At 72.3% G+C, this 21,474-nt stretch carries 22 protein-coding genes; 4 read left to right on the forward strand and 18 right to left on the reverse strand.

What is annotated here, in order from left to right; translation table 11 throughout:
* Positions 1-44: 44 nt before the first annotated feature.
* The 9 genes from BLW76_RS34885 to BLW76_RS34925 all read right to left on the reverse strand — a co-directional run bounded on the left by BLW76_RS34885 (position 45) and on the right by BLW76_RS34925 (position 10,223).
* Positions 45-2,300 (reverse strand): polyribonucleotide nucleotidyltransferase, encoded by a 2,256-nt coding sequence (locus BLW76_RS34885; RefSeq protein WP_091315595.1) that lies wholly within the window; start codon positions 2,298-2,300, stop codon positions 45-47.
* 220 nt (positions 2,301-2,520) lie between these two features.
* A complete protein-coding gene (rpsO, locus tag BLW76_RS34890; RefSeq protein WP_003084034.1) occupies positions 2,521-2,790 on the reverse strand; it encodes a 30S ribosomal protein S15 in 270 nt (89 codons plus the stop codon).
* Positions 2,791-2,922: 132 nt separating this feature from the next.
* Positions 2,923-3,426, reverse strand: coding sequence for an RNA 2',3'-cyclic phosphodiesterase (gene thpR / locus BLW76_RS34895; protein ID WP_091315598.1), 504 nt, complete (start codon positions 3,424-3,426; stop codon positions 2,923-2,925).
* Positions 3,426-3,899 (reverse strand): helix-turn-helix domain-containing protein, encoded by a 474-nt coding sequence (locus BLW76_RS34900; RefSeq protein ID WP_091315600.1) that lies wholly within the window; start codon positions 3,897-3,899, stop codon positions 3,426-3,428. Before BLW76_RS34900 ends, thpR begins: the two co-directional genes overlap by 1 nt.
* An 84-nt stretch (positions 3,900-3,983) precedes the next feature.
* Complete coding sequence (locus BLW76_RS34905) at positions 3,984-4,949, reverse strand: bifunctional riboflavin kinase/FAD synthetase (RefSeq protein WP_167384845.1); 966 nt, start codon at positions 4,947-4,949, stop codon at positions 3,984-3,986.
* 27 nt (positions 4,950-4,976) lie between these two features.
* On the reverse strand, positions 4,977-5,882 hold the full coding sequence (gene truB, locus BLW76_RS34910; RefSeq protein WP_091315604.1) for a tRNA pseudouridine(55) synthase TruB: 906 nt from the start codon (positions 5,880-5,882) through the stop codon (positions 4,977-4,979).
* Positions 5,883-6,174: 292 nt separating this feature from the next.
* A complete protein-coding gene (locus tag BLW76_RS34915) occupies positions 6,175-7,497 on the reverse strand; it encodes an MFS transporter (protein ID WP_091315606.1) in 1,323 nt (440 codons plus the stop codon).
* 248 nt (positions 7,498-7,745) lie between these two features.
* On the reverse strand, positions 7,746-9,065 hold the full coding sequence (locus BLW76_RS34920; protein WP_091320250.1) for an MATE family efflux transporter: 1,320 nt from the start codon (positions 9,063-9,065) through the stop codon (positions 7,746-7,748).
* Positions 9,066-9,227: 162 nt separating this feature from the next.
* Positions 9,228-10,223, reverse strand: coding sequence for a DHH family phosphoesterase (locus BLW76_RS34925; RefSeq protein WP_091315609.1), 996 nt, complete (start codon positions 10,221-10,223; stop codon positions 9,228-9,230).
* A 25-nt stretch (positions 10,224-10,248) separates the two neighbouring features.
* Here BLW76_RS34925 and BLW76_RS34930 point away from each other — a divergent pair, with 25 nt between their 5' ends.
* The 3 genes from BLW76_RS34930 to BLW76_RS34940 are packed head-to-tail and all read left to right on the forward strand — an operon-like array spanning position 10,249 to position 12,480.
* Complete coding sequence (locus BLW76_RS34930; RefSeq protein WP_208613454.1) at positions 10,249-11,280, forward strand: TRM11 family SAM-dependent methyltransferase; 1,032 nt, start codon at positions 10,249-10,251, stop codon at positions 11,278-11,280.
* Positions 11,281-11,305: 25 nt separating this feature from the next.
* Positions 11,306-11,848: a TetR/AcrR family transcriptional regulator gene (locus BLW76_RS34935; protein WP_091315614.1), complete on the forward strand. Its 543-nt coding sequence runs from the start codon at positions 11,306-11,308 to the stop codon at positions 11,846-11,848.
* The gene (locus tag BLW76_RS34940; RefSeq protein WP_091315617.1) at positions 11,845-12,480 is read left to right on the forward strand and encodes a class I SAM-dependent DNA methyltransferase; all 636 of its coding nucleotides are present in this window, start codon (positions 11,845-11,847) and stop codon (positions 12,478-12,480) included. The genes BLW76_RS34935 and BLW76_RS34940 overlap by 4 nt, the downstream gene beginning before the upstream one ends.
* Here BLW76_RS34940 and BLW76_RS34945 read toward each other — a convergent pair.
* The 8 genes from BLW76_RS34945 to rimP all read right to left on the reverse strand — a co-directional run bounded on the left by BLW76_RS34945 (position 12,452) and on the right by rimP (position 19,675).
* Positions 12,452-12,931: a hypothetical protein gene (locus tag BLW76_RS34945; protein ID WP_091315619.1), complete on the reverse strand. Its 480-nt coding sequence runs from the start codon at positions 12,929-12,931 to the stop codon at positions 12,452-12,454. The two genes, BLW76_RS34940 and BLW76_RS34945, sit on opposite strands and share 29 nt — an antisense overlap.
* Positions 12,928-13,746 (reverse strand): alpha/beta hydrolase, encoded by an 819-nt coding sequence (locus tag BLW76_RS34950; protein ID WP_091315622.1) that lies wholly within the window; start codon positions 13,744-13,746, stop codon positions 12,928-12,930. Before BLW76_RS34950 ends, BLW76_RS34945 begins: the two co-directional genes overlap by 4 nt.
* Positions 13,747-13,749: 3 nt before the next feature.
* The gene (rbfA, locus tag BLW76_RS34955) at positions 13,750-14,232 is read right to left on the reverse strand and encodes a 30S ribosome-binding factor RbfA (protein WP_091315625.1); all 483 of its coding nucleotides are present in this window, start codon (positions 14,230-14,232) and stop codon (positions 13,750-13,752) included.
* Positions 14,233-14,252: 20 nt separating this feature from the next.
* Positions 14,253-14,546, reverse strand: coding sequence for a DUF503 domain-containing protein (locus tag BLW76_RS34960; RefSeq protein WP_091315631.1), 294 nt, complete (start codon positions 14,544-14,546; stop codon positions 14,253-14,255).
* Positions 14,547-14,618: 72 nt separating this feature from the next.
* Positions 14,619-17,612: a translation initiation factor IF-2 gene (gene infB, locus BLW76_RS34965; RefSeq protein ID WP_091315634.1), complete on the reverse strand. Its 2,994-nt coding sequence runs from the start codon at positions 17,610-17,612 to the stop codon at positions 14,619-14,621.
* A gap of 79 nt (positions 17,613-17,691) precedes the next feature.
* Positions 17,692-18,021 carry a YlxR family protein gene (locus BLW76_RS34970; protein ID WP_091315636.1) on the reverse strand — a complete coding sequence of 110 codons (330 nt, stop codon included), beginning with the start codon at positions 18,019-18,021 and terminating at the stop codon, positions 17,692-17,694.
* Between the two features lie 77 nt (positions 18,022-18,098).
* Entirely contained in the window at positions 18,099-19,145 is a 1,047-nt protein-coding gene (nusA, locus tag BLW76_RS34975) for a transcription termination factor NusA (protein ID WP_043785288.1), read from the reverse strand.
* Positions 19,142-19,675 carry a ribosome maturation factor RimP gene (rimP, locus tag BLW76_RS34980; RefSeq protein ID WP_091315638.1) on the reverse strand — a complete coding sequence of 178 codons (534 nt, stop codon included), beginning with the start codon at positions 19,673-19,675 and terminating at the stop codon, positions 19,142-19,144. Before rimP ends, nusA begins: the two co-directional genes overlap by 4 nt.
* A gap of 118 nt (positions 19,676-19,793) precedes the next feature.
* Here rimP and BLW76_RS34985 point away from each other — a divergent pair, with 118 nt between their 5' ends.
* Positions 19,794-20,729: a ferritin-like domain-containing protein gene (locus BLW76_RS34985; protein ID WP_091315641.1), complete on the forward strand. Its 936-nt coding sequence runs from the start codon at positions 19,794-19,796 to the stop codon at positions 20,727-20,729.
* A 107-nt stretch (positions 20,730-20,836) separates the two neighbouring features.
* On the opposite strand, the gene BLW76_RS34990 is transcribed toward BLW76_RS34985, so the two are convergent.
* Positions 20,837-21,433 carry a hypothetical protein gene (locus BLW76_RS34990; RefSeq protein WP_091315642.1) on the reverse strand — a complete coding sequence of 199 codons (597 nt, stop codon included), beginning with the start codon at positions 21,431-21,433 and terminating at the stop codon, positions 20,837-20,839.
* Positions 21,434-21,474 lie beyond the last annotated feature (41 nt).

Consider the following 21,474-nt stretch of genomic DNA (forward strand, 5'->3'; position numbering starts at 1 on the left):
GGGCACTTTCACGTGAAAGTGCCCCTCGGGAAGCCGCGGTCGTGCTACTTGGCGTCGGCCTTGTCGGCGTCGGCCTTCTTCTCGTCGCCCTCGGCGGGCTTGGCGGCCTCGTCCTCCTTGACGACGATCAGGCTGATCTTGCCGCGGTTGTCGATGTCGGCGATCTCGACGCGGAGCTTGTCGCCCACGTTGACCACGTCCTCGACCTTGGCGATCCGCTTGCCGTTGCCCAGCTTGGAGATGTGCACCAGGCCGTCCTTGCCCGGCAGCAGCGAGACGAACGCGCCGAACGCGGCCGTCTTCACCACGGTGCCGAGGAAGCGCTCGCCGACCTTGGGCAGCTGCGGGTTGGCGATGGCGTTGATCTTGTCGATCGCCGCCTCCGCCGACGGGCCGTCGGCCGCGCCCACGTAGATCGTGCCGTCGTCCTCGATGGAGATGTCGGCGCCGGTCTCCTCGGTGATCGAGTTGATCATCTTGCCCTTCGGGCCGATGACCTCGCCGATCTTGTCGACCGGGATCTTCACGGAGGTGACGCGCGGCGCGAACGGGCTCATCTCGTCCGGGCTGTCGATCGCCTCGGCGATGACCTCGAGGATGGTGTTGCGGGCGTCCTTCGCCTGCTTCAGCGCGGCCGCGAGGACCTCCGACGGGATGCCGTCGAGCTTCGTGTCGAGCTGCAGCGCGGTGATGATGTCCTTGGTGCCGGCGACCTTGAAGTCCATGTCGCCGAGGGCGTCCTCGGCACCGAGGATGTCGGTCAGCGCGACGTACCGCGTCTCCCCATCCACTTCATCGGACACCAGGCCCATCGCGATGCCCGCGACCGGCGCCTTCAGCGGCACGCCGGCGTTGTACAGCGCCATGGTGGACGCGCAGACCGAGCCCATCGACGTCGAGCCGTTGGAGCCCAGCGCCTCGGAGACCTGGCGGATCGCGTACGGGAACTCGTCACGCTTCGGCAGCACCGGCACCAGGGCGCGCTCGGCGAGCATGCCGTGGCCGATTTCGCGGCGCTTCGGCGAACCGACGCGGCCGGTCTCCCCGGTGGAGAAGGGCGGGAAGTTGTAGTGGTGCAGGTAGCGCTTCGTCGTCTCCGGGGAGAGCGAGTCGATCTGCTGCTCCATGCGCAGCATGTTCAGCGTGGTGACACCCAGGATCTGGGTTTCGCCGCGCTCGAACAGCGCCGAACCGTGCGCCCGCGGGATCACGGCGACCTCGGCCGAAAGCGACCGGATGTCGGTGAGGCCACGGCCGTCCATGCGGATCTTCTCCGTGAGGACGCGCTGGCGCATGATCTTCTTCGTCAGGGCCTTGAACGCCCCGCCGATCTCCTTGTCGCGCCCCTCGAAGGCCTCGCCCTCGCCCAGGCCGACCTTCTCGATGACGGCGGCCTTGACCTCGTCGGTCGCGGCGTCGCGGTCCTGCTTGCCGGCGATCTGCAGCGCACGGGCCAGGTCGTCGGTCGCGATCGCGGCGACGGCCTCGTAGACGTCCTGCTGGTATGCCGGGTAGACCGGGAACTCGCCGGTCGGCTTGGCGGCGTCGGCGGCCAGGCGCTGCTGCGCCTCGCACAGGACCTTGATGAACGGCTTGGCGGCCTCGAGGCCCTCGGCGACCGAGGTCTCGTCGGGCGCCTTGCCGCCGGCGGCGATCAGGTCGAGCGTGTGCTCGGTGCCCTCGGCCTCGACCATCATGATCGCGACGTCATCGCCGACGATGCGGCCGGCGACCACCATGTTGAAGGTGGCCTTCTCCAGCTGGGTCCACGTCGGGAACGCGACCCACTGGTCCTCGATCAGGGCGACGCGCACGCCGCCGACCGGGCCGGAGAACGGCAGGCCGGCGATCTGGGTCGACGCCGACGCGGCGTTGATGGCCAGCACGTCGTACGGGTCGTCCGGGTTGAGGCTCTGGACGGTGATGACGACCTGGATCTCGTTGCGGAGGCCGTCGGCGAACGACGGGCGCAGCGGGCGGTCGATCAGGCGGGCGGTGAGGATCGCGTCGGTCGACGGGCGGCCCTCGCGGCGGAAGAACGCGCCCGGGATGCGGCCCGCGGCGTACATGCGCTCTTCGACGTCGACGGTCAGCGGGAAGAAGTCGAAGTGCTCCTTCGGGTGCTTCGACGCGGTCGTCGCCGAGAGCAGCATGGTCTCTTCGTCGAGGTACGCGACCACGGCGCCGGCGGCCTGGCGGGCCAGGCGACCGGTCTCGAAGCGGACAGTGCGGGTGCCGAACCGGCCGTTGTCGATGACGGCTTCGGTCTCGTGCACGGTGACTCCGGTGGAGTCGGTCATAGATGCTTCTCCTCTTTGGTTCCTTCTACTGGCGCGAGTCTCCCACCCTGGGACCCGTTTCGCCTGAGGACGCTCGAGGAATGAGGCCGGTCTTCGATCGAAGCTCCCGGGACGCTTCCCGGGAACCACTACCGAGGACCGGCGGACGGACCCTCGTGCGCGCTCGCGCCGTGTGGTGACGAGGGGGAGCGACCGCGTGGTCACTCCCCCTCGGTTGAAGCTATCGGCGCAGGCCGAGGCGCTGGATCAGCGCACGGTAACGCTCGATGTCCACCTTCATCACGTAGTTCAGCAGCCGGCGGCGACGGCCGACCAGCAGCAGGAGCCCGCGACGCGAGTGGTGGTCGTGCTTGTGAGCCTTGAGGTGCTCGGTGAGGCCGACGATGCGCTTGGTGAGCAGCGCCACCTGGGCCTCGGGGGATCCGGTGTCCGAGTCGTGCACGCCGTACTCGGCCAGGATCGACTTCTTCTCTTCGGTGGACAGCGCCACTTGTGTTGCTCCTCGAAATAATCAGTGCCGTGCGGCCCCGGACGCCGGATGCACGCCGGGAAGACGGTCACGGCCGCCACGGACTGCAGCCGGACCCGGTCGTTGAGGTTACCAGCCCGCTGAACAGGCTGTTCAGGCGCGGTCCAGCTCGAAGACGCGGGCCACCCGGTAGCGGGGACCACCCGGCTCGCGCTCGCTGGTCATCAGCGCCACCTTGGTGGCGCGCCACCGCCGGCTGGTGAAACCGGCCAGCGTGGAAGTCCAACGCGCGGCGAGCCCGGGTTCTTCCCGGGGGAACCGCGCCAGTGTCAGGTGGGCCCGGTAGGGCCTCGGTTCGGCGCCGGCGCCCGCGGCGTGCGCGAGCGGCGTCAGCTCCGGTCCGGCGACAGTCAACCACAGCACCCCGGGGAACGTCGCGGCCTTTTCCAGCCGGACGTCGACGCCGCCGCGCCCGGCCAGCCGCTCGCCCAGCCAGGCGGCGCGCGTCCCGACGTCGTCCTGGCCGTAGTAGGCGAGGGTGACGTGCCAGCGCTCCGGCGGCTCCCAGCGCAGGCCGTCCTGCCGATCGCCCAGGGCCGCGGTGATCTCCCCGACGACGTCGTCCGGCGGGAGCAGCGCACTGAACAGGACCGGCATCAGGCGCCGTTGCCCGCCCGGCGGAGCAGGTCGGCGATGGCCGGGAACTCGTCGTCGAGGCGCTTGGCGGCCTCGCCGAGGTCCTCGTCCTCGGCCAGGTCGCGCAGGTAGGCGAGGACCTTCTGGTCTTCGTTGACCACCGGGATGTTGTCGCGGCCGACGGTCGGGCGGGAGTCGCGGACGTCCTCCATCGCGGCCAGCATCGCTTCGCGGTTGCCGGCGGCGACCTCGGGCACCAGGATCTTGCGCTCGAGCATGATCATCCTGGCCAGCACGACCGGGTTGCCGATCTTCGCCCGCCGCCCGCTCATCACCTGGCTGAGCATGGGGGCGCTGATCCCGAGGACCTCGGCCAGGAACGCCTGCGAAACGTCGAACGCGACGACGAGCCGGCGCACGCGGTCGCCGAGCGGCTCCCCGTACCACTCGCGCTGCAACGCGATGTTCCGCTGGACGATCTTGTGGTCCTCCACCAGTCCCGCTCCCCTAACCCCGCTTCGCGCACACCGTCCGTGAGCATCTTGCCATCGCCGTCACGGGAACGGACGCGGAATCCCCTATTCGTCCCCGTCGGAGAGCGCCTTGCGGGTGGCGACGACGTCCTCGTCGATCTGCGCGGCCAGCCCGGCCGAGTCGGCGAACCGCACCTGGTCGCGCAGCCGCGCCACGAAGTCGATGGCCACGTGCTGGCCGTAGAAGTCCTCGTCGACGTCGAGGACGAAGGCCTCGACGGTCCGCTCGCGGCCGGAGAAGGTCGGGTTGGTGCCCACCGAGACCGCGGCGCGCAACCGGCGCGTCGGGTCAGCCGAACGGGTGAACCACGCGCTGTAGACGCCGTCGGCCGGGACGGCGGCGAAGCGCGGGGTCGACAGGTTCGCCGTCGGGTAGCCCAGGTCGTGGCCGCGGCCGGCACCGCGGACGACGATGCCCTCCAGCCGGTGCGGGCGGCCGAGCGCCTCGGCGGCGGCGACCACGTCACCGGCGTCGATGCACGACCGGACGTAGGTGCTCGAGAAGGTGATGGCCGACTGGTCCTCTTCGGACAGTTCCTTGCCCTGCAGCTCGGCACCGTAGGCGGCGAAGCCGAACCGGCGGCCGAGGGCGCGCAGCAGTTCGACGTCGCCGGCCGCCTTGGCGCCGAAGGTGAAGTTGTCGCCGACGATCACCGCGGCCGCGTGCAGCCGGTCGACCAGCACCTCGTGCACGAACTCCTCCGGCTGCAGCCGGGACAGCTCGAGGGTGAACGGCAGCACGCAGAAGACGTCGACGCCGAGGCTCTCGACGATCTCGGCCTTGCGCCGCAACGTCGTCAGCTGCGCCGGGTGGCTGCCCGGGCGCAACACCTCCGACGGGTGCGGGTCGAACGTCAGCATCACGCTCGGCAGGCCGCGCTCGGCCGCCGCCGCCACCGTCCGGCTGATCAGCTCCTGGTGTCCGCGGTGGACACCGTCGAACACGCCGATGGTGACCACGCACCGGCCCCAGCTGCCGGGAAGGTCCCCCAGCCCACGCCACCGAAGCACGTCAGACTCCCGTCTCTCGAGCCCACCCTAGGCGGGCAGCAACACGACAACCGCGCGGGACACGCCCTGTTCGTCGGCGGCCAGTGCGAGCACCCGGCCGTCGGGACCGAAGAGCCCGTAGGTGCCCTCGACGCCGGCCGCCGGGATGCGCTGGCCGTGGCGGACCGCTTTCGCCGTGGCGGCGTCGAGGTCGCGGCGCGGGAACGCGGCGGCGACGGCGGCGTCGAGGTCGAGGCTCAGTTCGGGCTGCTGCTCGAGCTGGTCGAGCGTCCTCGCCTTGGCGAGGGTGAAGGGCCCGACGGTGGTGCGCCGGAGGGCCTTCAGGTGACCGCCGACGCCGAGGTCCGCGCCGAGGTCGCGGGCCAGCGCGCGGACGTAGGTGCCCGAGGAGCACTCGACGACGGCGTCGACCTCGACGTGGTCCTCCTCGTGCCGGACGGCCAGGACGTCGAACCGGTAGACGGTGACCGGGCGGGCCGGGATGACGACGTCCTCGCCGGCGCGGACGCGGGCGTAGGCGCGCTTGCCGTCGATCTTGACCGCACTGACCGCGCTGGGGACCTGCTGGATGTCGCCGGTGAGCTTGGCTATGCCCGCGGCGATGTCTTCGTCGGTGGTGGCCTTCGTGTCCGCGGTCGTGAGGACTTCGCCCTCGGCGTCGTCGGTGGTGGTGCTGCTGCCGAGGCTGAGGGTGGCCAGGTAGGTCTTGCGGTCCAGGGCCAGGTGACCGAGCAGCTTGGTGGCGCGCTCGATGCCGAGCACCAGCACACCGGTGGCCATCGGGTCGAGCGTGCCGGCGTGTCCGACCTTGCGGGTGCCCATGATCCGGCGGGCGCGGGCGACGACGTCGTGCGACGTCATGCCGGCGGGCTTGTCGACGATGAGGAGGCCGGGAGGCGGGGCGGGGCGGCGGGGCGGTTTCGAGCTCGACACGCGGCAAACCCTAGCGGCCGCTTGTCGTGGATCGATCAGCCCGCTCGGCCGGGCCCTCGCCAGCGCCCCAATGTGGCGTTGGTTGCGTTGGACGCACCCAATGTGGCGTTCGGTGCGTCTGACGCACCGAACGCCACATTGGGGCGCTTGGGTCTGCCGCCGCGATCGGGGTCTCGCGCGTGCCGGCGCCGTGCGGCTCGCCGGGGAACCGGGCTGGAGCGGGTCACCCCTGCACTCGTCGCCGCGGGCCGTACCCGCTCACGAGCGGCGCGGGTCACGGCGCGGCGGGTGATCAGGCGGCCACGATCGGCGTCTCCGGCAGGGCCGCGTCCCAGCGGCGGCGGGTGATCCGCACCGGCAGCTCCTCGCCGCGGGCCTCGGCGAGGAACAGGTGGGTGCGGGTCCGGCGCCACCACACGAGCATCCGGACCGTGCCGAACGCCAGGACCGCGACCAGGGCCAGCAGCGACAGCCGGAAGTCGCCGCCGGTCAGCTGCAGGAGGACGCCGACCGCGAGCGCGGCGATCGTCGTCGCCACGAAGCCGCCGACGTTGACCACGCCGGTCGCCGTGCCGACGCGGCTGAGCGGGTTGTAGTCGCGGGCGAGGGCGAAGCCGATCATCGACGCCGGGCCGCCGAGGGCGAGGAGGGCGAACGCGGGCACCAGCACCGGCAGGGGCACCTGGCCCGGCCAGCCCAGCAGCACCGCCCAGACCACCGCGGCCCCGCCGATGTAGCCGCCGACCAGCGGCATCCGCAGCGACGGGCGGCGGCCGATCAGGCCGCCGAGGAACGGGCCGCCCGCCATCGAGCCGAAGACGAAGACGGTGAGCAGCGCGCTCGCCGTCGCCTTCGACTGGCCTTGGCCCTGGACCAGCCAGGGGACGCCCCACAGCAGCGTCAGGGCGTTCGGGGCGAACATCGTGCTGAAGTGGACCCAGAAGCCCAGGCGCGTCCCCGGCGTCCGCCAGGCCTCGGCGACCTGGTGGGCGAGCTCGCGGGGACGGACCTCTTCGCGGACGGGTCGCTGTTCGCCGGCCGGGACGTCGCGGACCCGCAGGGCCACGACGACGGTGTAGAGGACGGTGACGGCGCCGACCGCGAGGAAGGTCGGGGTCCAGCCTGCACCGTCGAGGACGAGGGCGAGCGGGACGGTGGCGGCGAGGTTGCCGATGTAGCCGACGGCCGCGGTGAACGACGTCAGCAGGGCGTACTGGCGGCCCGGGAAGTGGGCCGCGACCAGGCGCAGGACGCTGACGAAGGTGAGCGCGTCGCCGAGGCCGAGGACACCGCGGGCGACCAGGCCGACGCCGTAGGAGCCGGCGACACCGAGCAGGAGCTGGCCGGCGCCGAGCACCAGCACGGCGACGGTGAGGACGCGGCGGGGACCGTAGCGGTCGACCAGGACGCCGGTCGGGATCTGCATCGCGGCGTAGACGCCGACCTGCAGGACGGTGAAGGTCCCGAGCGCGGCCGCGCCGACACCGAAGCGTTCGGCGGCCTGCAGCCCGGCGACGCCGAAGGACGTCCGGTGGAAGACGGCGAGGAGGTAGACGGTGACGGCGGCGAGCCAGATCAGCCAGGACCGGGCGGTGGCACGGCCGGGGGCGGGCACAGGTTCCTCCAGGGTAGAGCGGGTGCGGGGCGCAGGACGCCCACGCTGCCGTCCCTAGTACTTGTATCGCCTAAGCAACCACGAACCATAGCCACGACCCGGGTGGTTTTCCCCACAGGTAACCCCCACCCGTGCTCAGGGGCGTGACTCGCGTGATTGAGGCCGGAACTCGCGTGATTGGGGCCGTCACTCGCGAGATCCGGCTCTGATCACGCGAGTGACGGGTTTGATCACGCGAGTTACGGGTTTCAGGCGGGGCGGGTGGCGCCGGTGATCGCCCAGTTTCCGGAGCGCCAGCGGGCCAGGACCGCCGCCAGGCGGAGGACCATGAACAGCGAGAGGCCGGTCCAGATGCCCGTGAGGCCCCAGCCGAAGCCCAGCGATGCCCAGATCAGCGGGAGGAAGCCCAGCGCCGCGCTGCCGAGCGTCGCGTTGCGGAGGAAGGCCGCGTCGCCCGCGCCCAGCAGGACTCCGTCCAGGGCGAAGACCACGCCGGCGATCGGCTGCAGGGCCACGAAGAACCACCACGCGTGCGGGATCTCCGCCAGCACGCCCGGGTCGGACGTGAACGCGTGCGGCAGCACCCACGCCAGCGCCGCGAACAGCACGCCCAGGAAGCAGCCCATCAGCAGGCCGTACCCGGTGATCTGCGACGCGACCCCGCGCGCCTGCCGGGCCGCGTTCGCGCCCAGTGCCGCCCCGACCAGCGACTGGGCGGCGATCGCCACCGAGTCGAGCACCAGCGCGAGGAACGTCCACAGCTGCAGCACCACCTGGTGCGCGCCGACCGCTTCGGTGGACGTGCGGGCCGCGACGGCCGCCGCCGAGACGAAGCACGCCTGGAACGCCAGGCTCCGCAGCACCAGGTCGCGGCCGAGGCCGAGCTGGGCGCGCATCACCTTGAAGTCCGGCCGCAGCCCGACCTTCTCGCGTGCCAGGGCCGCGAAGAACAGCCCCGCCGAGATCACCTGCGCGGCGACGTTCGCGATCGCCGAACCCTCCAGCCCCAGCCCCGCCCCATAGACGAGCACCGGGCACAGCACGGCCGAGATCCCGTTGCCCGCCAGCACGTACCGCAACGGCTTCGCGGCGTCCTGCACTCCGCGCATCCAGCCGTTGCCCGCCATGGTGACGAGGATCAGCGGCGCCCCGAACAAGGCGATCCGCAGCCACGACACGGCAGCGGACGCGATCTCGTCGCTGCCCGAGAGCACCCGCGCGACCGGCCAGGCCAGCAGCTGCCCGGCGGCCAGCACGACGAGCCCGACGAACACGGCCAGCCACGTCGCCTGCACGCCTTCGCGGACGGCGTCGGCCCGGCGGCCGGCGCCGTGCAGCCGCGCGGTGCGGGACGTCGTGCCGTAGGAGAGGAACGTCAGCTGGCTCGACACCTGGGCCAGCACGACGCCGCCGAGCGCGAGCCCGGCCAGCGACAGCGCATCGAGGTGGCCGACCACGGCGGTGTCGACCAGCACGTACAACGGCTCGGCGGCCAGCACGCCCAGCGCGGGCACGGCCAGGCCGAGCACGCGCTTCGCCGGAACCCGCTCGGTTTCCTCCACGTTCACCACGAACCGGACTCTAACCGCCACCACCGACAGTTCTGACCGGCGGGAACCGGGGAACTTTCCGGCCCCGCCATCCGACGCGCCACCTCCGGACGTCATGAAAGAGTCGTTCATGACGCCGGATGTCATGAACGACTCTTTCATGACGTCGCGGGTGAGGCGCTACAGCAGCGGCGCCCGTTCCAGGGCCTCGCGCAGGCCGGCGACGACGTCCGACGCGGACCCCGCGATCGTGCACCCCGCCGCCTGCCGGTGGCCGCCGCCGCCGAACTCCGCCGCCACCGCCGAGACGTCGATTCCGATGCTGCGCAACGAGATCTGCCACTGCCCGGGCTGGGCCGGGTCCTGTTTGAGCACTGCCGCGACCGCCGCCTCGCGGACCGAACGGATGACGTCGATCACCGACTCGACCTCCTCGCCGCGGACACTCCGCGCCGCCTCGAGGCCGACCACCGCGTGCACGAAACCGCGGCCCTGGGCGGCTTCCGGCTCCAGGCGGGCCTCGCGCAGCACCGCCGAAAGCATCGGGAGCCAGGCGAACGGGCGCTCGTCGACGATCTTCCGCACGATGGCCTCCGGGTCGGCGCCCGCCTCCAGCAGCCGGGCCGCCATCCGGTGGGTTTCCGGGCTCGCCCTGCGGAAGCCGCTCGTGTCGGTGACGATCCCCGCGTAGAGCCCGCGGGCGATCGGCTCGTCCAGCTCGGCGCCCAGCGCCTCCAGGACGCGGAACACCAGGACCGCGCTGGCCTCGGCGCGCTCGTCGACGACGTGGCAGGTGCCGTAGTACGTGTTCGTCGCGTGGTGGTCGATCACCAGCACCGCACCGGCCAGCTCGACGCGCCCGGCGAGCCGGCCGAGCCGCTTCGGTGTCGGCGTGTCGACACACACGAGCAGTTCCTCGGAGTCCGGGAGGTCGTCCGGGTGGGTGAGCAGCCCGTCCTCGTCGAGCCACCGCAGCGTCTCCGGGGCCTCGTCGGGCTCGCCGAAGGAGACGCGCACCCGGGCGCCGCGCTGCCGCAGCGCCCGCCCGAGGGCCAGCGCGCTGCCCAGCGCGTCCGCGTCCGGCCGCACGTGGCCGAGGATCGTCACGTCGCCGGCCGACGCGAGCAGTGCCGCCGCGTCCCGGATGTCCTGCGCCGAAGCCGAAGTAGAGGTCACAGTGCGTCACGCTACGCTCTGCGGGATGCCTGAGTACGCGATGCTGGTCTACCCCTCGGCCAACCGGGTCTACGCCGCCTCCTCCCCCGCGCTGCTGCGCGCCGAACTGGCGGTGTTCGGCGCGGGCCTGGCGGCCGAGCTGTCCGCGATCGAGGAGGTCGAGCTCGGCGGCGTCGGCTACGTGCGCTTCACCAGCTCGGCGCCGCTGGGCGAGCGCGACCTCGCGCTGCTGTCGAACGTCTCCTCGCTGTACGCGCTGTTCGAGCTGGGCGAAGGCGTCCTGCGCCCGGTGCCGGTGACGCCGCTGGCGAAGGCCGACTCCGACCTGCTGACCATCCAGAAGTACGCGGGCAAGACCAACGAGCTGTTCACCAAGCTGCTGGTGAACGTGACGCTGCTGGCGACGGCCGACCCGTTCTCGGACCGGCCGAAGTACCTGCTCGACCCGCTGTGCGGCCGCGGCACCACGCTCAACCAGGCGATGATGTACGGCCTGCACGCGACCGGCCTGGACGTCGACGCCAAGGACTTCGAGGCCTACGAGGCCTTCATCAAGACGTGGCTGCGGAACAAGCGGGTCAAGCACACCGCGGAGTCGGGCCAGCTGCGGCGAAACAAGGTCCGGCTCGGCCGCCGGCTCGACATCGAGTACGCGCTGGACAAGGAAGCGTACAAAGCGGGCGACACGCGCAAGCTCACCTACTTCAACGCCGACACGCTGACCACCGACGAGGTGCTGCGGGCCAACTCCTGCGACGTGATCGTCACCGACGCGCCCTACGGCGTCCAGCACGGCAGCCACCGCGAGGCGGGCCTGCAGCGCAGCCCGCGCGACCTGCTCGCCGCGGCCGTCCCGGTGTGGACGCGGGTGCTCAAGCCCGGCGGGGCGCTCGGGATTTCGTGGAACACCACCGTGCTGCCGCGGGAGGAGCTCGTCGAGGTGCTGCGGAAGGCCGGGCTCGACGTCCGCGAGGGCGGGCCGTGGGCGGAGTTCGCGCACCGGGTGGACCAGGCCATCCTGCGCGACCTGGTCGTCGCGGTGAAGCCGGCTTCCTGAAGCGCCGTCGCTATACTCTCCGAACGTGACCGTCGAGCAACGTCCCCTGCGCGCGGACGCCCGGCGCAACCGGGAAGCGCTCGTCGCCGCGGCGCGGGAGGTGTTCGGCGCCAAGGGCGTCGACGCCCCGCTCGACGAGATCGCGCGCCGCGCCGAGGTCGCGATCGGCACCCTCTACAACCGGTTCCCGACGCGGGCGGACCTCATCGAAGCCGCCTTCCTGCCCGCGCTGGAAGAAGGGCAGGCCGTGCTGGAAGAGGCCCTCGCGTGCGAGGACCCGTGGGCGGGTTTCGTCCTGTTCCTCGAACGCACGGTGCAGATGCAGGTCGCCGACCGCGGCTTCACCGAAGTGTGCTCGCGGACGTTCGACCCGGCTTCGGCGCTGGAGAAAGCCAAGCAGGCCAACGGCTCCCGGCTGGACCGGGTCATCTCGCGCGCCCAGGAGGCCGGCGCGCTGCGGCCGGACTTCCGCGGGCCCGACCTCGCGATCGTGTACGCGGCGGCGACGGCCGCCCCGGACTGGCGGCGCGCGCTCGGCATGGTCCTCGACGGTCTGCGCGCGCGATGACCTGGCTCGCGGACACCGCCACCTCGTACGACACGGTCGCCGAGAGCTACGCGGAGTTCGTTTCGGACGCGCTCGAGGAGCAGCCGTACCTCAAGGCGGCGCTGACGCTGTTCGCCGCGCAGGTCGACGGGCCGGCGGTGGACGTCGGCTGCGGCCCGGGGCACTTCACGGCGTACCTGGCTTCGCTGGGCGTCGACGCGTCCGGGATCGACCTCTCGCCGGGCATGATCGAGCTCGCCCGCCGGTCACACCCCGGACTGCGCTTCGAGGTGGGGTCCATGACGGACCTCGCGCTGCCGGACGCGTCGGTGGCGGGGGTGCTGGCGTCCTGGTCGCTGATCCACGTCCCGGACGAGGCGGTGCCGGCGGCGCTGGGCCACTTCCACCGCGTGCTGCGGCCGGGCGGCCTGCTGGTGATCGGGTACCACGTCGGCGTGGGCACCCGGCTCAAGACCGAGGGCTACGGCGGGCACCCGATGCGGGTCAACGTCCACCTCCGGCAGCCGTGGTGGCTGGCCCGGCGGGTGCGGGAAGCCGGGTTCGCCGTGGACGCGGAATGGCTGCTGAACCCCGAGGCCGAGGTCTCGCAGGGAATTCTCTTCGCTAGCCGAACGCCTGCTCTGCGAAGCTGAGTCCCCCGCGCTGGGCCATGGTCAGGACCTGCCGGCCGACGTGCTGCGGCGGCCGGCGGAAGTACTGCCGGAAGCCGCGGGCGCGGAACTTCAGGTCGAACTCGTGCCCCTCCAGGTGCCACGCCGGGTACGGCTTGTCGTCCGGTGGATCGAGGCGGTGGACCTCCGAGAGCTCCAAGCCGTCGTGCAGGGGGCCGAGGTTGCCGGTGATGTCCCACGCCTCGTCGAACACGAGAGTCGCCGGGGCGATCCAGAACGTGAAGTGCTTCTCGCGCCGGGCCGGCTCGACCCAGCGGACGATGTAGTCCAGGTCAAGCACGAGCCGGTCGGGTGGGAGGTCGTCTTCGGTCTCGACGAGCGCAGCCGCGTGGACGTGGCTGTCGTGCCAGCCCATCTGCGGGAAGTCGGCGTCGGTCCAGACGGCCTTGGACAGGCCCGACAGGTCGGTCACGACAGGCGCTCCCCCACGAACTCCACGATCTCCGGCAGTACTCCCCGCCAGTATTCGTCATCGTGCGCGCCCGGCGTGAACCGGGACACCTCCGGGTTCACGGCTCTCACCAGCTTGCGGTCCGCGCCGAGGAACGGGTCCGACGCGCCGCACCACACGCCCAGGCCGCCGGGGCGCAGCTCGGCCGGGTGCAGCAGGGGTTCCTCGGCCCGCCAGTTCGCCTCGTCGGCGAACACCTTGCGACTGCGGGCGTCCGGCCAGCTGACGAACAGCGCCGCGCTCGCCGTCGCCACCGCTTTCAGGTCCGGGTGGGCGCGGGCGAACCGCAACGCGCCGAAGCCGCCCATCGAAATGCCGAACACCGCCGACGGCGGACGCAGGTCGCGGGCTGCCAGCCAGCCCGGGACTTCGTCGGTGAGCATGCGTTGCGGGTCGTCGGCACCGCCGGTTTTCACCCAGTAGTGGTCGCCGTCGAGGGCCGCGACGGCGAACGGCGGCGTTCCGGCACGGACCGCGGCCGTGAGCACCGCCGGGACGCCCAGCGAGAGGAACGTCCGCGCCCGGGCACCACGGCCGTGCAGGGCCAGGCACACGGGCAGTCCCGTGGCCGGGACGCCTTCGGGCGTGATGAGCACCAGGTCGACGTCGGTGCCGCGGGCGGCGGAGTGCATGCGCTGCACCGTCACCGGCTCGGGCAACGCCGACGGGCGGGTCGGCGCCGGCACCGGGGGCGGGCCGGGCGGGGGTTGCGGAGCCGAGCAGCCCGCCAGCAGCGCCAGTGCGCTGCCGGCGAGCAGGTCGCGGCGGGAGAGCACGGGTCAGCCCCGGCTCTCCTCCTCCGCGAACTCGTCGTCTTCGGCGTCTTCGGTCTCGCGAGGAGCCTTGTACGGATCGGCTTCGCCCGCGTGCTGGGCTTCGGCGGCGCGACGCGCGACCTCCGCGTCGGCCTCACGAGCCTTGGCGAGCAGGTCCTCGATCCGCTTCGACTCCTCGGGAATCGTGTCGGCGACGAAGGTCAGCGTCGGCGTGTAGCGGACGCCGGTGCCCTGCCCGACCTTGGTGCGGAGCATCCCGCGCGCCGATTCGAGCGCGGCGGCGGCACCGGCGAAGTCCGGCGGGGCGTCCAGCTTCTCCCCGAGGACCGTGTAGTACACCGTGGCGTCGTGCAGGTCGCCGGTGACCTTCGTGTCCGTGATGGTCACGTAGTCCAGCCGGGTGTCCTTGACCTCGTGTTCGATCGCCGACGCGACGATCTGCGAGATCCGCTTGGCGAGCTTGCGAGCCCGAGCAGGATCGGCCATGTCGTTCTCCTAGGAAGATTTCAATCGTCCGGTCCGAGCAGCCGACGGCGCGCGGAGAGCAGTTCGAACTCCGGCCGGCTCGCCACGTACCGCTCACACGAGTCGAGCACGTCACGCACGTGCTCGCCACCTTCGGCGACCACGGCCACCCCGATGAGGGTGCGGCGGTGCAGGTCGGCGTGCCCGGCCTCGGCCACCGACACGGCGAAGCGCTTGCGCACCTCGGCCAGCACCGGACGGACCACGGATCGCTTCTGCTTCAGCGAATGGACGTCGCCGAGCAGGATGTCGAGCTCGAGAGCTCCGACGAACATAGGCAGTTTTGGTGGTGTAGTAGGGAAGCGCCGGGTGCGCGCGGGACTTCCCGCGCGCACCCGGCCCTGAAATCAGGAACGCGGCTTTTCGCGCTGCTCGTACGTCTCGATCAGGTCGCCGACCTTGAGGTCGCCGTACGAACCGAGCGTCAGACCGCACTCGTAGCCCTCGCGGACCTCCACCACGTCGTCCTTGAACCGCCGCAGCGAGCTGATCGGCAGGTTCTCCGCCACGACGGTGCCGTCGCGGAGCAGACGGGCCCGGGCGTTGCGCCGGATCTCGCCGGACATGACCAGGCAACCCGCGATCGTGCCGATCTTGGAGGACTTGAAGACCTCGCGGACCTCCGCGCGGCCCAGCTCGACCTCTTCGTACTCCGGCTTGAGCATGCCCTTGAGGGCCTGCTCGATCTCGTCGATCGCCTGGTAGATGACCGTGTAGTACCGGACGTCGACGCCCTCGCGGGTGGCCCGCTCGGTCGCCTTGCCCTGGGCGCGGACGTTGAACCCGAGGACGATCGCGTCGGACGCGGTCGCCAGGTCGATGTCCGACTCGGTCACGCCACCGACACCGCGGTGGACCACGTTCAGCTCGACCTCGTCGCCGACGTCCAGCTGGAGCAGCGAGGCTTCGAGGGCCTCGACCGTACCCGAGTTGTCACCCTTGATGATCAGGTTGAGGCTGTTCGTCTCCTTCAAGGCGGAGTCGAGGTCCTCGAGGCTGACCCGCTTGCGGCGCGACGCGTTGAGCGCGTTGCGCGTGCGAGCCGACCGGCGCTCGGCGATCTGCCGGGCGACGCGGTCCTCGTCGACCACCAGGAAGGTGTCGCCCGCGCCGGGCACCGACGTGAAGCCGATGACCTGGACCGGACGCGAGGGCAGCGCCTCGGTGACGTCGACGTTGTGCTCGTCGACCATCCGGCGGACGCGGCCGTAGGCGTCACCCGCCACGACCGAGTCACCGACGCGCAGCGTGCCGCGCTGGACCAGGACGGTGGCCACCGGGCCGCGGCCGCGGTCGAGGTGCGCCTCGATCGCGACACCCTGGGCCTCCATGTCCGGGTTGGCCCGGAGGTCCAGAGCGGCGTCCGCGGTCAGCAGGATCGCCTCGAGCAGGCCGTCGATGTTGATGTTCTGCCGCGCGGAGATCTCGACGAACATCGTGTCGCCGCCGTACTCCTCGGCGACCAGGCCGTACTCGGTCAGCTGCTGCCGGATCTTGTCCGGGTTCGCGCCTTCCTTGTCGATCTTGTTGATCGCGACCACGATCGGGGCCTTGGCGGCCTGCGCGTGGTTGATCGCCTCGACCGTCTGCGGCATCACACCGTCGTCGGCCGCCACCACGATCACCGCGATGTCGGTCGAGTTGGCACCACGGGCACGCATGGCGGTGAACGCCTCGTGACCCGGGGTGTCGATGAAGGTGATCAGCCGCGGGTTGCCCTCGAGCTCGGTCTCGATCTGGTACGCACCGATGTGCTGCGTGATGCCGCCGGCCTCGCTCTCGCGGACCTTCGTCTTCCGGATCGTGTCGAGCAGGCGGGTCTTACCGTGGTCGACGTGACCCATGATGGTGACGACGGGCGGCCGGACCTGCAGGTCCTCTTCCTCGCCGGAGTCTTCGCCATACGTGATGTCGAAGGTCTCCAGGAGCTCGCGGTCCTCCTCCTCGGGGCTGACGACCTGAACGTTGTAGTTCATTTCGCCGCCGAGCAGCTCGAGGATGTCGTCGGACACGGACTGCGTCGCGGTGACCATCTCGCCGAGGTGGAAGAGCACCTGCACCAGCGAAGCCGGGTTGGCGTCGATCTTCTCGGCGAAGTCGGTCAGCGAGGCACCGCGCGGCAGCCGGATCGTCTCGCCCTGGCCCTTGGGCAGGCGGACGCCGCCGACGCTGGGCGCCTGCATGTTGTCCATGTACTCCTGGCGCTTCTGCCGCTTCGACTTGCGGCCCTTGCGCGAGGGACCACCGGGACGCCCGAAGGCACCCGCGGTACCGCCACGGCCACCGGGGCCGCCACGACCGCCGCCGCCACCGCGGAAGCCGCCGCCACCGGCCGGGGCGCCGCCCCCACCGGGACCGCCGCCACCCGGGCGGAAGCCGCCGCCACCGCCGCCGCCACCGGGGCCGCCGCGGAAGCCACCGCCGCCGCCACCGCCACCGGGACCGCCGCGGAAACCGCCGCCGCCACCGGGACGACCGCCGCCGCCGGGGCCGCCACGGGCGCCGCCACCGGGACCACCGCGGGCACCGCCGCCGGGACCGGCGGGACGCTGCGTGCGGCCCGGCATCATGCCGGGGTTCGGCCGCGGGGGCATGTTGCCAGGGCTCGGCCGGTTGCCACCGGCGCCACCACCCGGCCGCGGGGCCGGACGGTCACCGCCGGCGCCACCGCCGGGACGCGGGGGCCGGTTGTCGCCGCCCTGGCCGCCACCCGGGCGCGGAGCCTGCGGGCGCGGGGCCGGGGCGCCGGAACCGACGCCGAACGGGTTGTTGCCGACGCGCGGGGTGCGCGGGCCGGGCTTGGGACCGCCGGGCTTGGGGCCCTGCGGCTTCGGCGGGACGACCGAACCGGTGCCGCCCGCGGGGGGCGTGGCCGGGGTGTCCTGCTTGGGCGCGGCGGGAGCCTCGGCTTTGGCGGCCGGGACCTGCTGCTGGGGTGCGGGCGTGGCCGGGCGCGGGCCGGGCCGCGGGCCGGGGCGCTGCCCCGGGGTGGCCGGCTTCGCCGCCGCGGGCGCCTGCTGCTGGGGTGCGGCCGGAGCCGACTGGACCGACGGAGCCGACTGGGCCGCCGGAGCCTGCTGGGCAGGCGCGGGAGGCTTCGGGGCGGCGGGTCCGGGCTTGGCGGCCGGCGGGCCGGGGCGCGCCGACGGACCGGGAGTGGGGGTGGGCTTCTTGGCGCCCTTGGGGGCGTACGCGTCGCGGAGACGGCGGGCGACGGGCGCCTCGACCGTGGACGACGCGGACTTGACGAACTCGCCCTGTTCCTTCAACTTCGCGAGCACGTCCTTGCTGGTGATGCCGAGCTCCTTCGCGAGCTCGTGTACGCGGGCCTTGCCTGGCACAACTCTCCTCATCTAGGGGAGGCCAGGCGGAAAACCCCGCTGACCTCGTCCTTATTGTCTGACGCTCATGGCTTCAGCTTCACGGCTGACTCATGACGGGTCGACCTGCTTCCTTGCTTCCTCGCGACCCCGGGGACGTCCCGGGTTCGTGGTGCGTGGTCCGTGGTGCCTCGGTGCGCCCGATGCGCTCGCGGACCTCACGGGCGTCGAGCGCCCCGGGAGCCCGCAGGGCCCTCGGGAAGGCTCGGCGCCGTTCGGCCTTGGCCAGGCAGTCCGGGTCGGGGTGCAGCCAAGCCCCCCGGCCCGGCAGCCGCCGACGCTCGTCGACGACCACCCGCCCGGCCACCGCGACCACGCGCAGCAGCTCACCGATCAATGCCCGCCGCTTGCAGCCGACACAAGTCCGCACCGGGGAATTCCGGTGGGGCTGGTGCTCGGCTACCCGCCGCGGGCTTCGAACCACTCCTGAGTCTAGCGCTTCGACCTTCACTCAGCCGAACCGGTTGTCGCGGCGGGCCGCGGCGGACGTGCGTGGTCTTGATCACCCTCGTCGTCCGCCGGTGCGGCGTCGCTGCGGATGTCGATCCGCCAGCCGGTCAGGCGGGCGGCGAGGCGGGCGTTCTGGCCCTCCTTGCCGATCGCCAGCGACAGCTGGAAGTCCGGCACCACGACGCGGGCGGTCTTCGCCCGTTCGTCCACGACTCGTACCGAGACAACCTTCGCGGGCGACAGCGCATTCCCGACGAACCGAGCGGGGTCCTCGGAGTAGTCGATGATGTCGATCTTCTCACCGGCCAGCTCGCTCATCACGTTGCGCACGCGCGCGCCGACCGGGCCGATGCAGGCGCCCTTGGCGTTGACGCCCGGCACGGTGGACTTGACCGCGATCTTCGTGCGGTGCCCGGGCTCGCGCGCGACGGCGGCGATCTCGACGGTGCCGTCGGCGATCTCCGGCACCTCGAGCGCGAACAGCTTGCGCACCAGGTTCGGGTGCGAGCGCGAGAGCGTGATCTGCGGGCCGCGGTTGCTGCGCGACACGGTGACCACGTACGCCTTGATCCGGCTGCCGTGCTCGTAGGACTCCCCGGCGACCTGCTCGCCGGACGGCAGCACGCCCTCGGTGTCACCCACCTGGACGACGACCATGCCGCGAGCGTTCGCGCGGGCGTCGCGCTGGATGACGCCGGCGACGATCTCGCCCTCCTTGGTGGAGAACTCGCCGAAGGTCTTCTCGTGCTCGGCGTCGCGCAGCCGCTGCAGGATGACCTGGCGCGCGGTGGTGGCGGCGATCCGGCCGAACCCCTCGGGGGTGTCGTCCCACTCCTCGTCGACCTGGCCGTCGTGGGTCAGCGTGTGCGCGAGCACGCGCACCAGGCCCGTCTTGCGGTCGATGTCGATGCGGGCGTGCGGCTGGTGGCCCTCGGTGTGCTTGTACGCGGTGAGCAAGGCCGTCTCGATGGCCTCGATCACCGTTTCGAAGGGGATGTCCTTGTCCCGTTCGATCGCCCGCAGCGCGGCGATGTCGACGTTCACTTCGACCCCTTCTCCGTCTCGGCCGCGATCAAGCCGGACGCGTCGTCTTCGAGCAGTTTCAGGTCCTCGGCGGGCGGCTGCTTGAACTCGATCTCCACGACCGCCTTCGCCACGTCGGCGTAGCGGACGTCGCGGATCTTGCCGCCTTCGAGGACGCGGGCGGCGTGTTCGCCCGCGTGGCCGACCCGGCCGACGAAGGCCGCGCCGTCGTTCGGGGTGACCTTGACCAGCCGGAACCGCGCGCGCCGCCAGTGGCGGGCCTGGGTGAGCGGACGGTCGAGCCCCGGCGAGGTGACCTCCAGCGTGTAGGCGCTCGCCAGCACGTGGTCGTTCTCGTCGAGCGCCGCCGAGACCTTGCGGCTGACCTCGGCGACCTCGTCCAGCCCGACCCCGTCGTCGGCGTCGACGACGACCTTGACCAGCTGCCGCCGGCCGGCCTGCTGCACCTCGAACGAGTCGAGGTCGAAACCCGCGGCGGTGACGGCTTCGGCCACTATCGGCTGAAGCCGGCTGGCGAGTTCTCCTGGCACGTGGGGGTCTCCTTGCTCGGGCTGGGTGGTCGGGTCGGTGGTGGACCAGCTTATCCGGTCGCCCGCTCACCCCGCGCGAGCGGCGGGGCCGCCCGGGGGCCTGGCAGGATGGGGCGGCGTGACCGGAAGACCGACCGAGCTGACCCGCCGCGGCGCCCTCCGCGCGGGGGCGCTGGCCGCACTGGCCGTTCCCCTCGCCGCCTGCGGGCCCGGCTACGACGAAAGCCCCGACCCGCTCCAGCCGCTGCTGGCCGCCGCCCAGGCGGACGCCGACGCCGCGCGGGCACTGGCCAAGGGCGCGGACGCCGACGCCGCCGGCCAGCTCGCCGACGCGCGCGCGGCACACGCGGCCGCCCTCAAGTCCGAAGTGGACCGGCTGAACCGGCCCACGCCCACGCCGTCGCCGAAGCCGCCCGCGCCGGCGGACCTGGGTGCCATGAAGGAGCGCCTGGCGGCCGCGCGCAAGCAGGCCGAAGACCTCGTCGGCGGGCTGCCGCGCTACCGCGCCGGGCTGGTCGCGGCGGTGGCGGCGGGCTGCGCGTCGCTGCAGCGCATCGCCCCGGCGCTGGGCCCCGGCGAGGACGCCCCGAAGGTGGGCACGGTGCCGGCCGGCGCGGTGCCCGCGGAGGCGGTGGACCCGCTGCAGGGTGCGCTGGCGGCCGAGCACGCCGCGGTGTGGGTGTACGGGCTGGTCAGCGCGTTCCTGCCGGGCGACTTCGGCGACGCGGAGAAGGCGGGCGCGGCCGAGCACGCCCTGCGTCGCGACTACCTCCAGACGGCGCTCGCGGCGGCCGGGGCGACGCCGGTGGCCCCGGAGGCCGCGTACGTGCCGAAGAACCCGGTGACGGACGCGAAGTCGGCGGCCCAGGTGGTGGCGACGGCCGAGGCGGACTGCGCGTCGGCGTGGCTCGCGGTGATCGACCACACCGACGACGCCGGCCTGCGCACCACGGCACTGCACGCACTGGTGGCGGCCGCCCGCCGGGGCACCCCCTGGCGCGCCGAGGCGGGCGAGAAGCCGGCCGCGATCGCGATGCCCGGCCGGAACAGCTGACCCGGCTCAAGCGCCCCAATGTGGCGTTCGGTGCGTCCAGCGCACCCAATGTGGCGTTCGGTGCGTTGGACGCAACCAACGCCACATTGGGGCGCTCGGGGCCCGGGTCAGGAGTGCAGGTCGGCCGACAGGCGGAGTGCGTCGTCGGCGATCCGCTCGATCAGGGCCTTGTCCTTGTGCTTGGCGTAGAAGTCGGCCAGCACGATCGTCGTGTTCGTGCCGTCGACCTTCGACGAGTACGCCGCGTCCTTGCCGCTCACGCTCGGGGTGCCGGTGCCGGCGAACGTCTTGTCCTTCACCAGGTCCGTGACGTTGCCGGTGCCGTCCTGCTCGGTCAGCTCCTTGAGGGCCTTCGCCGCCGTCGAGTCCGGCATGCCGACGAGCGCCACCGACACCAGCGCCTTCGCGCCGCCGGACTCCGTCGTGTACAGCGCCCGGACCAGCGACTGGCACGGGGTGTCCTCGAAGAAGTCCTTCGTCTTGCCGTAGGACTTCTCGGCGCAGTCCGTCGTCCTCGCCGGCCCGGAGACCAGCGTGAACTTGAACTGCCCGGTGTTCTGGGCCGGCGGCTGCGCGACCGGCTCGTCCGGCGCCGAGTCGTGCCGGATCAGGAACCACAGCAGCCCGGAGACGACGGCGATCGCGACCAGCCCGGCGCCCTTGAGCAGCAGCGACCGGGTGTCGCGGGCCGGCGGGCCCGGCACGGGCGGGCGGGGCTGCGGGGGGACCGCGCCCAGCGGGGCCG

The organism is Amycolatopsis tolypomycina, assembly GCF_900105945.1.
In the GTDB taxonomy this organism is placed as follows: Bacteria; Actinomycetota; Actinomycetes; order Mycobacteriales; family Pseudonocardiaceae; genus Amycolatopsis; species Amycolatopsis tolypomycina.

Bases quoted from the DNA above. Each gene is read 5' to 3' on its own strand.
- thpR (WP_091315598.1), bottom strand. From the start codon at position 3,426: ATGCCGGTCCTGTTCAGTGCGCTGCTCCCGCCGGACGACGTCGTCGGG.
- BLW76_RS34930 (WP_208613454.1), top strand. From the start codon at position 10,249: ATGCCTGAGTACGCGATGCTGGTCTACCCCTCGGCCAACCGGGTCTAC.
- rbfA (WP_091315625.1), bottom strand. From the start codon at position 14,232: ATGGCCGATCCTGCTCGGGCTCGCAAGCTCGCCAAGCGGATCTCGCAG.
- BLW76_RS34960 (WP_091315631.1), bottom strand. From the start codon at position 14,546: ATGTTCGTCGGAGCTCTCGAGCTCGACATCCTGCTCGGCGACGTCCAT.
- BLW76_RS34885 (WP_091315595.1), bottom strand. From the start codon at position 2,300: ATGACCGACTCCACCGGAGTCACCGTGCACGAGACCGAAGCCGTCATC.
- BLW76_RS34940 (WP_091315617.1), top strand. From the start codon at position 11,845: ATGACCTGGCTCGCGGACACCGCCACCTCGTACGACACGGTCGCCGAG.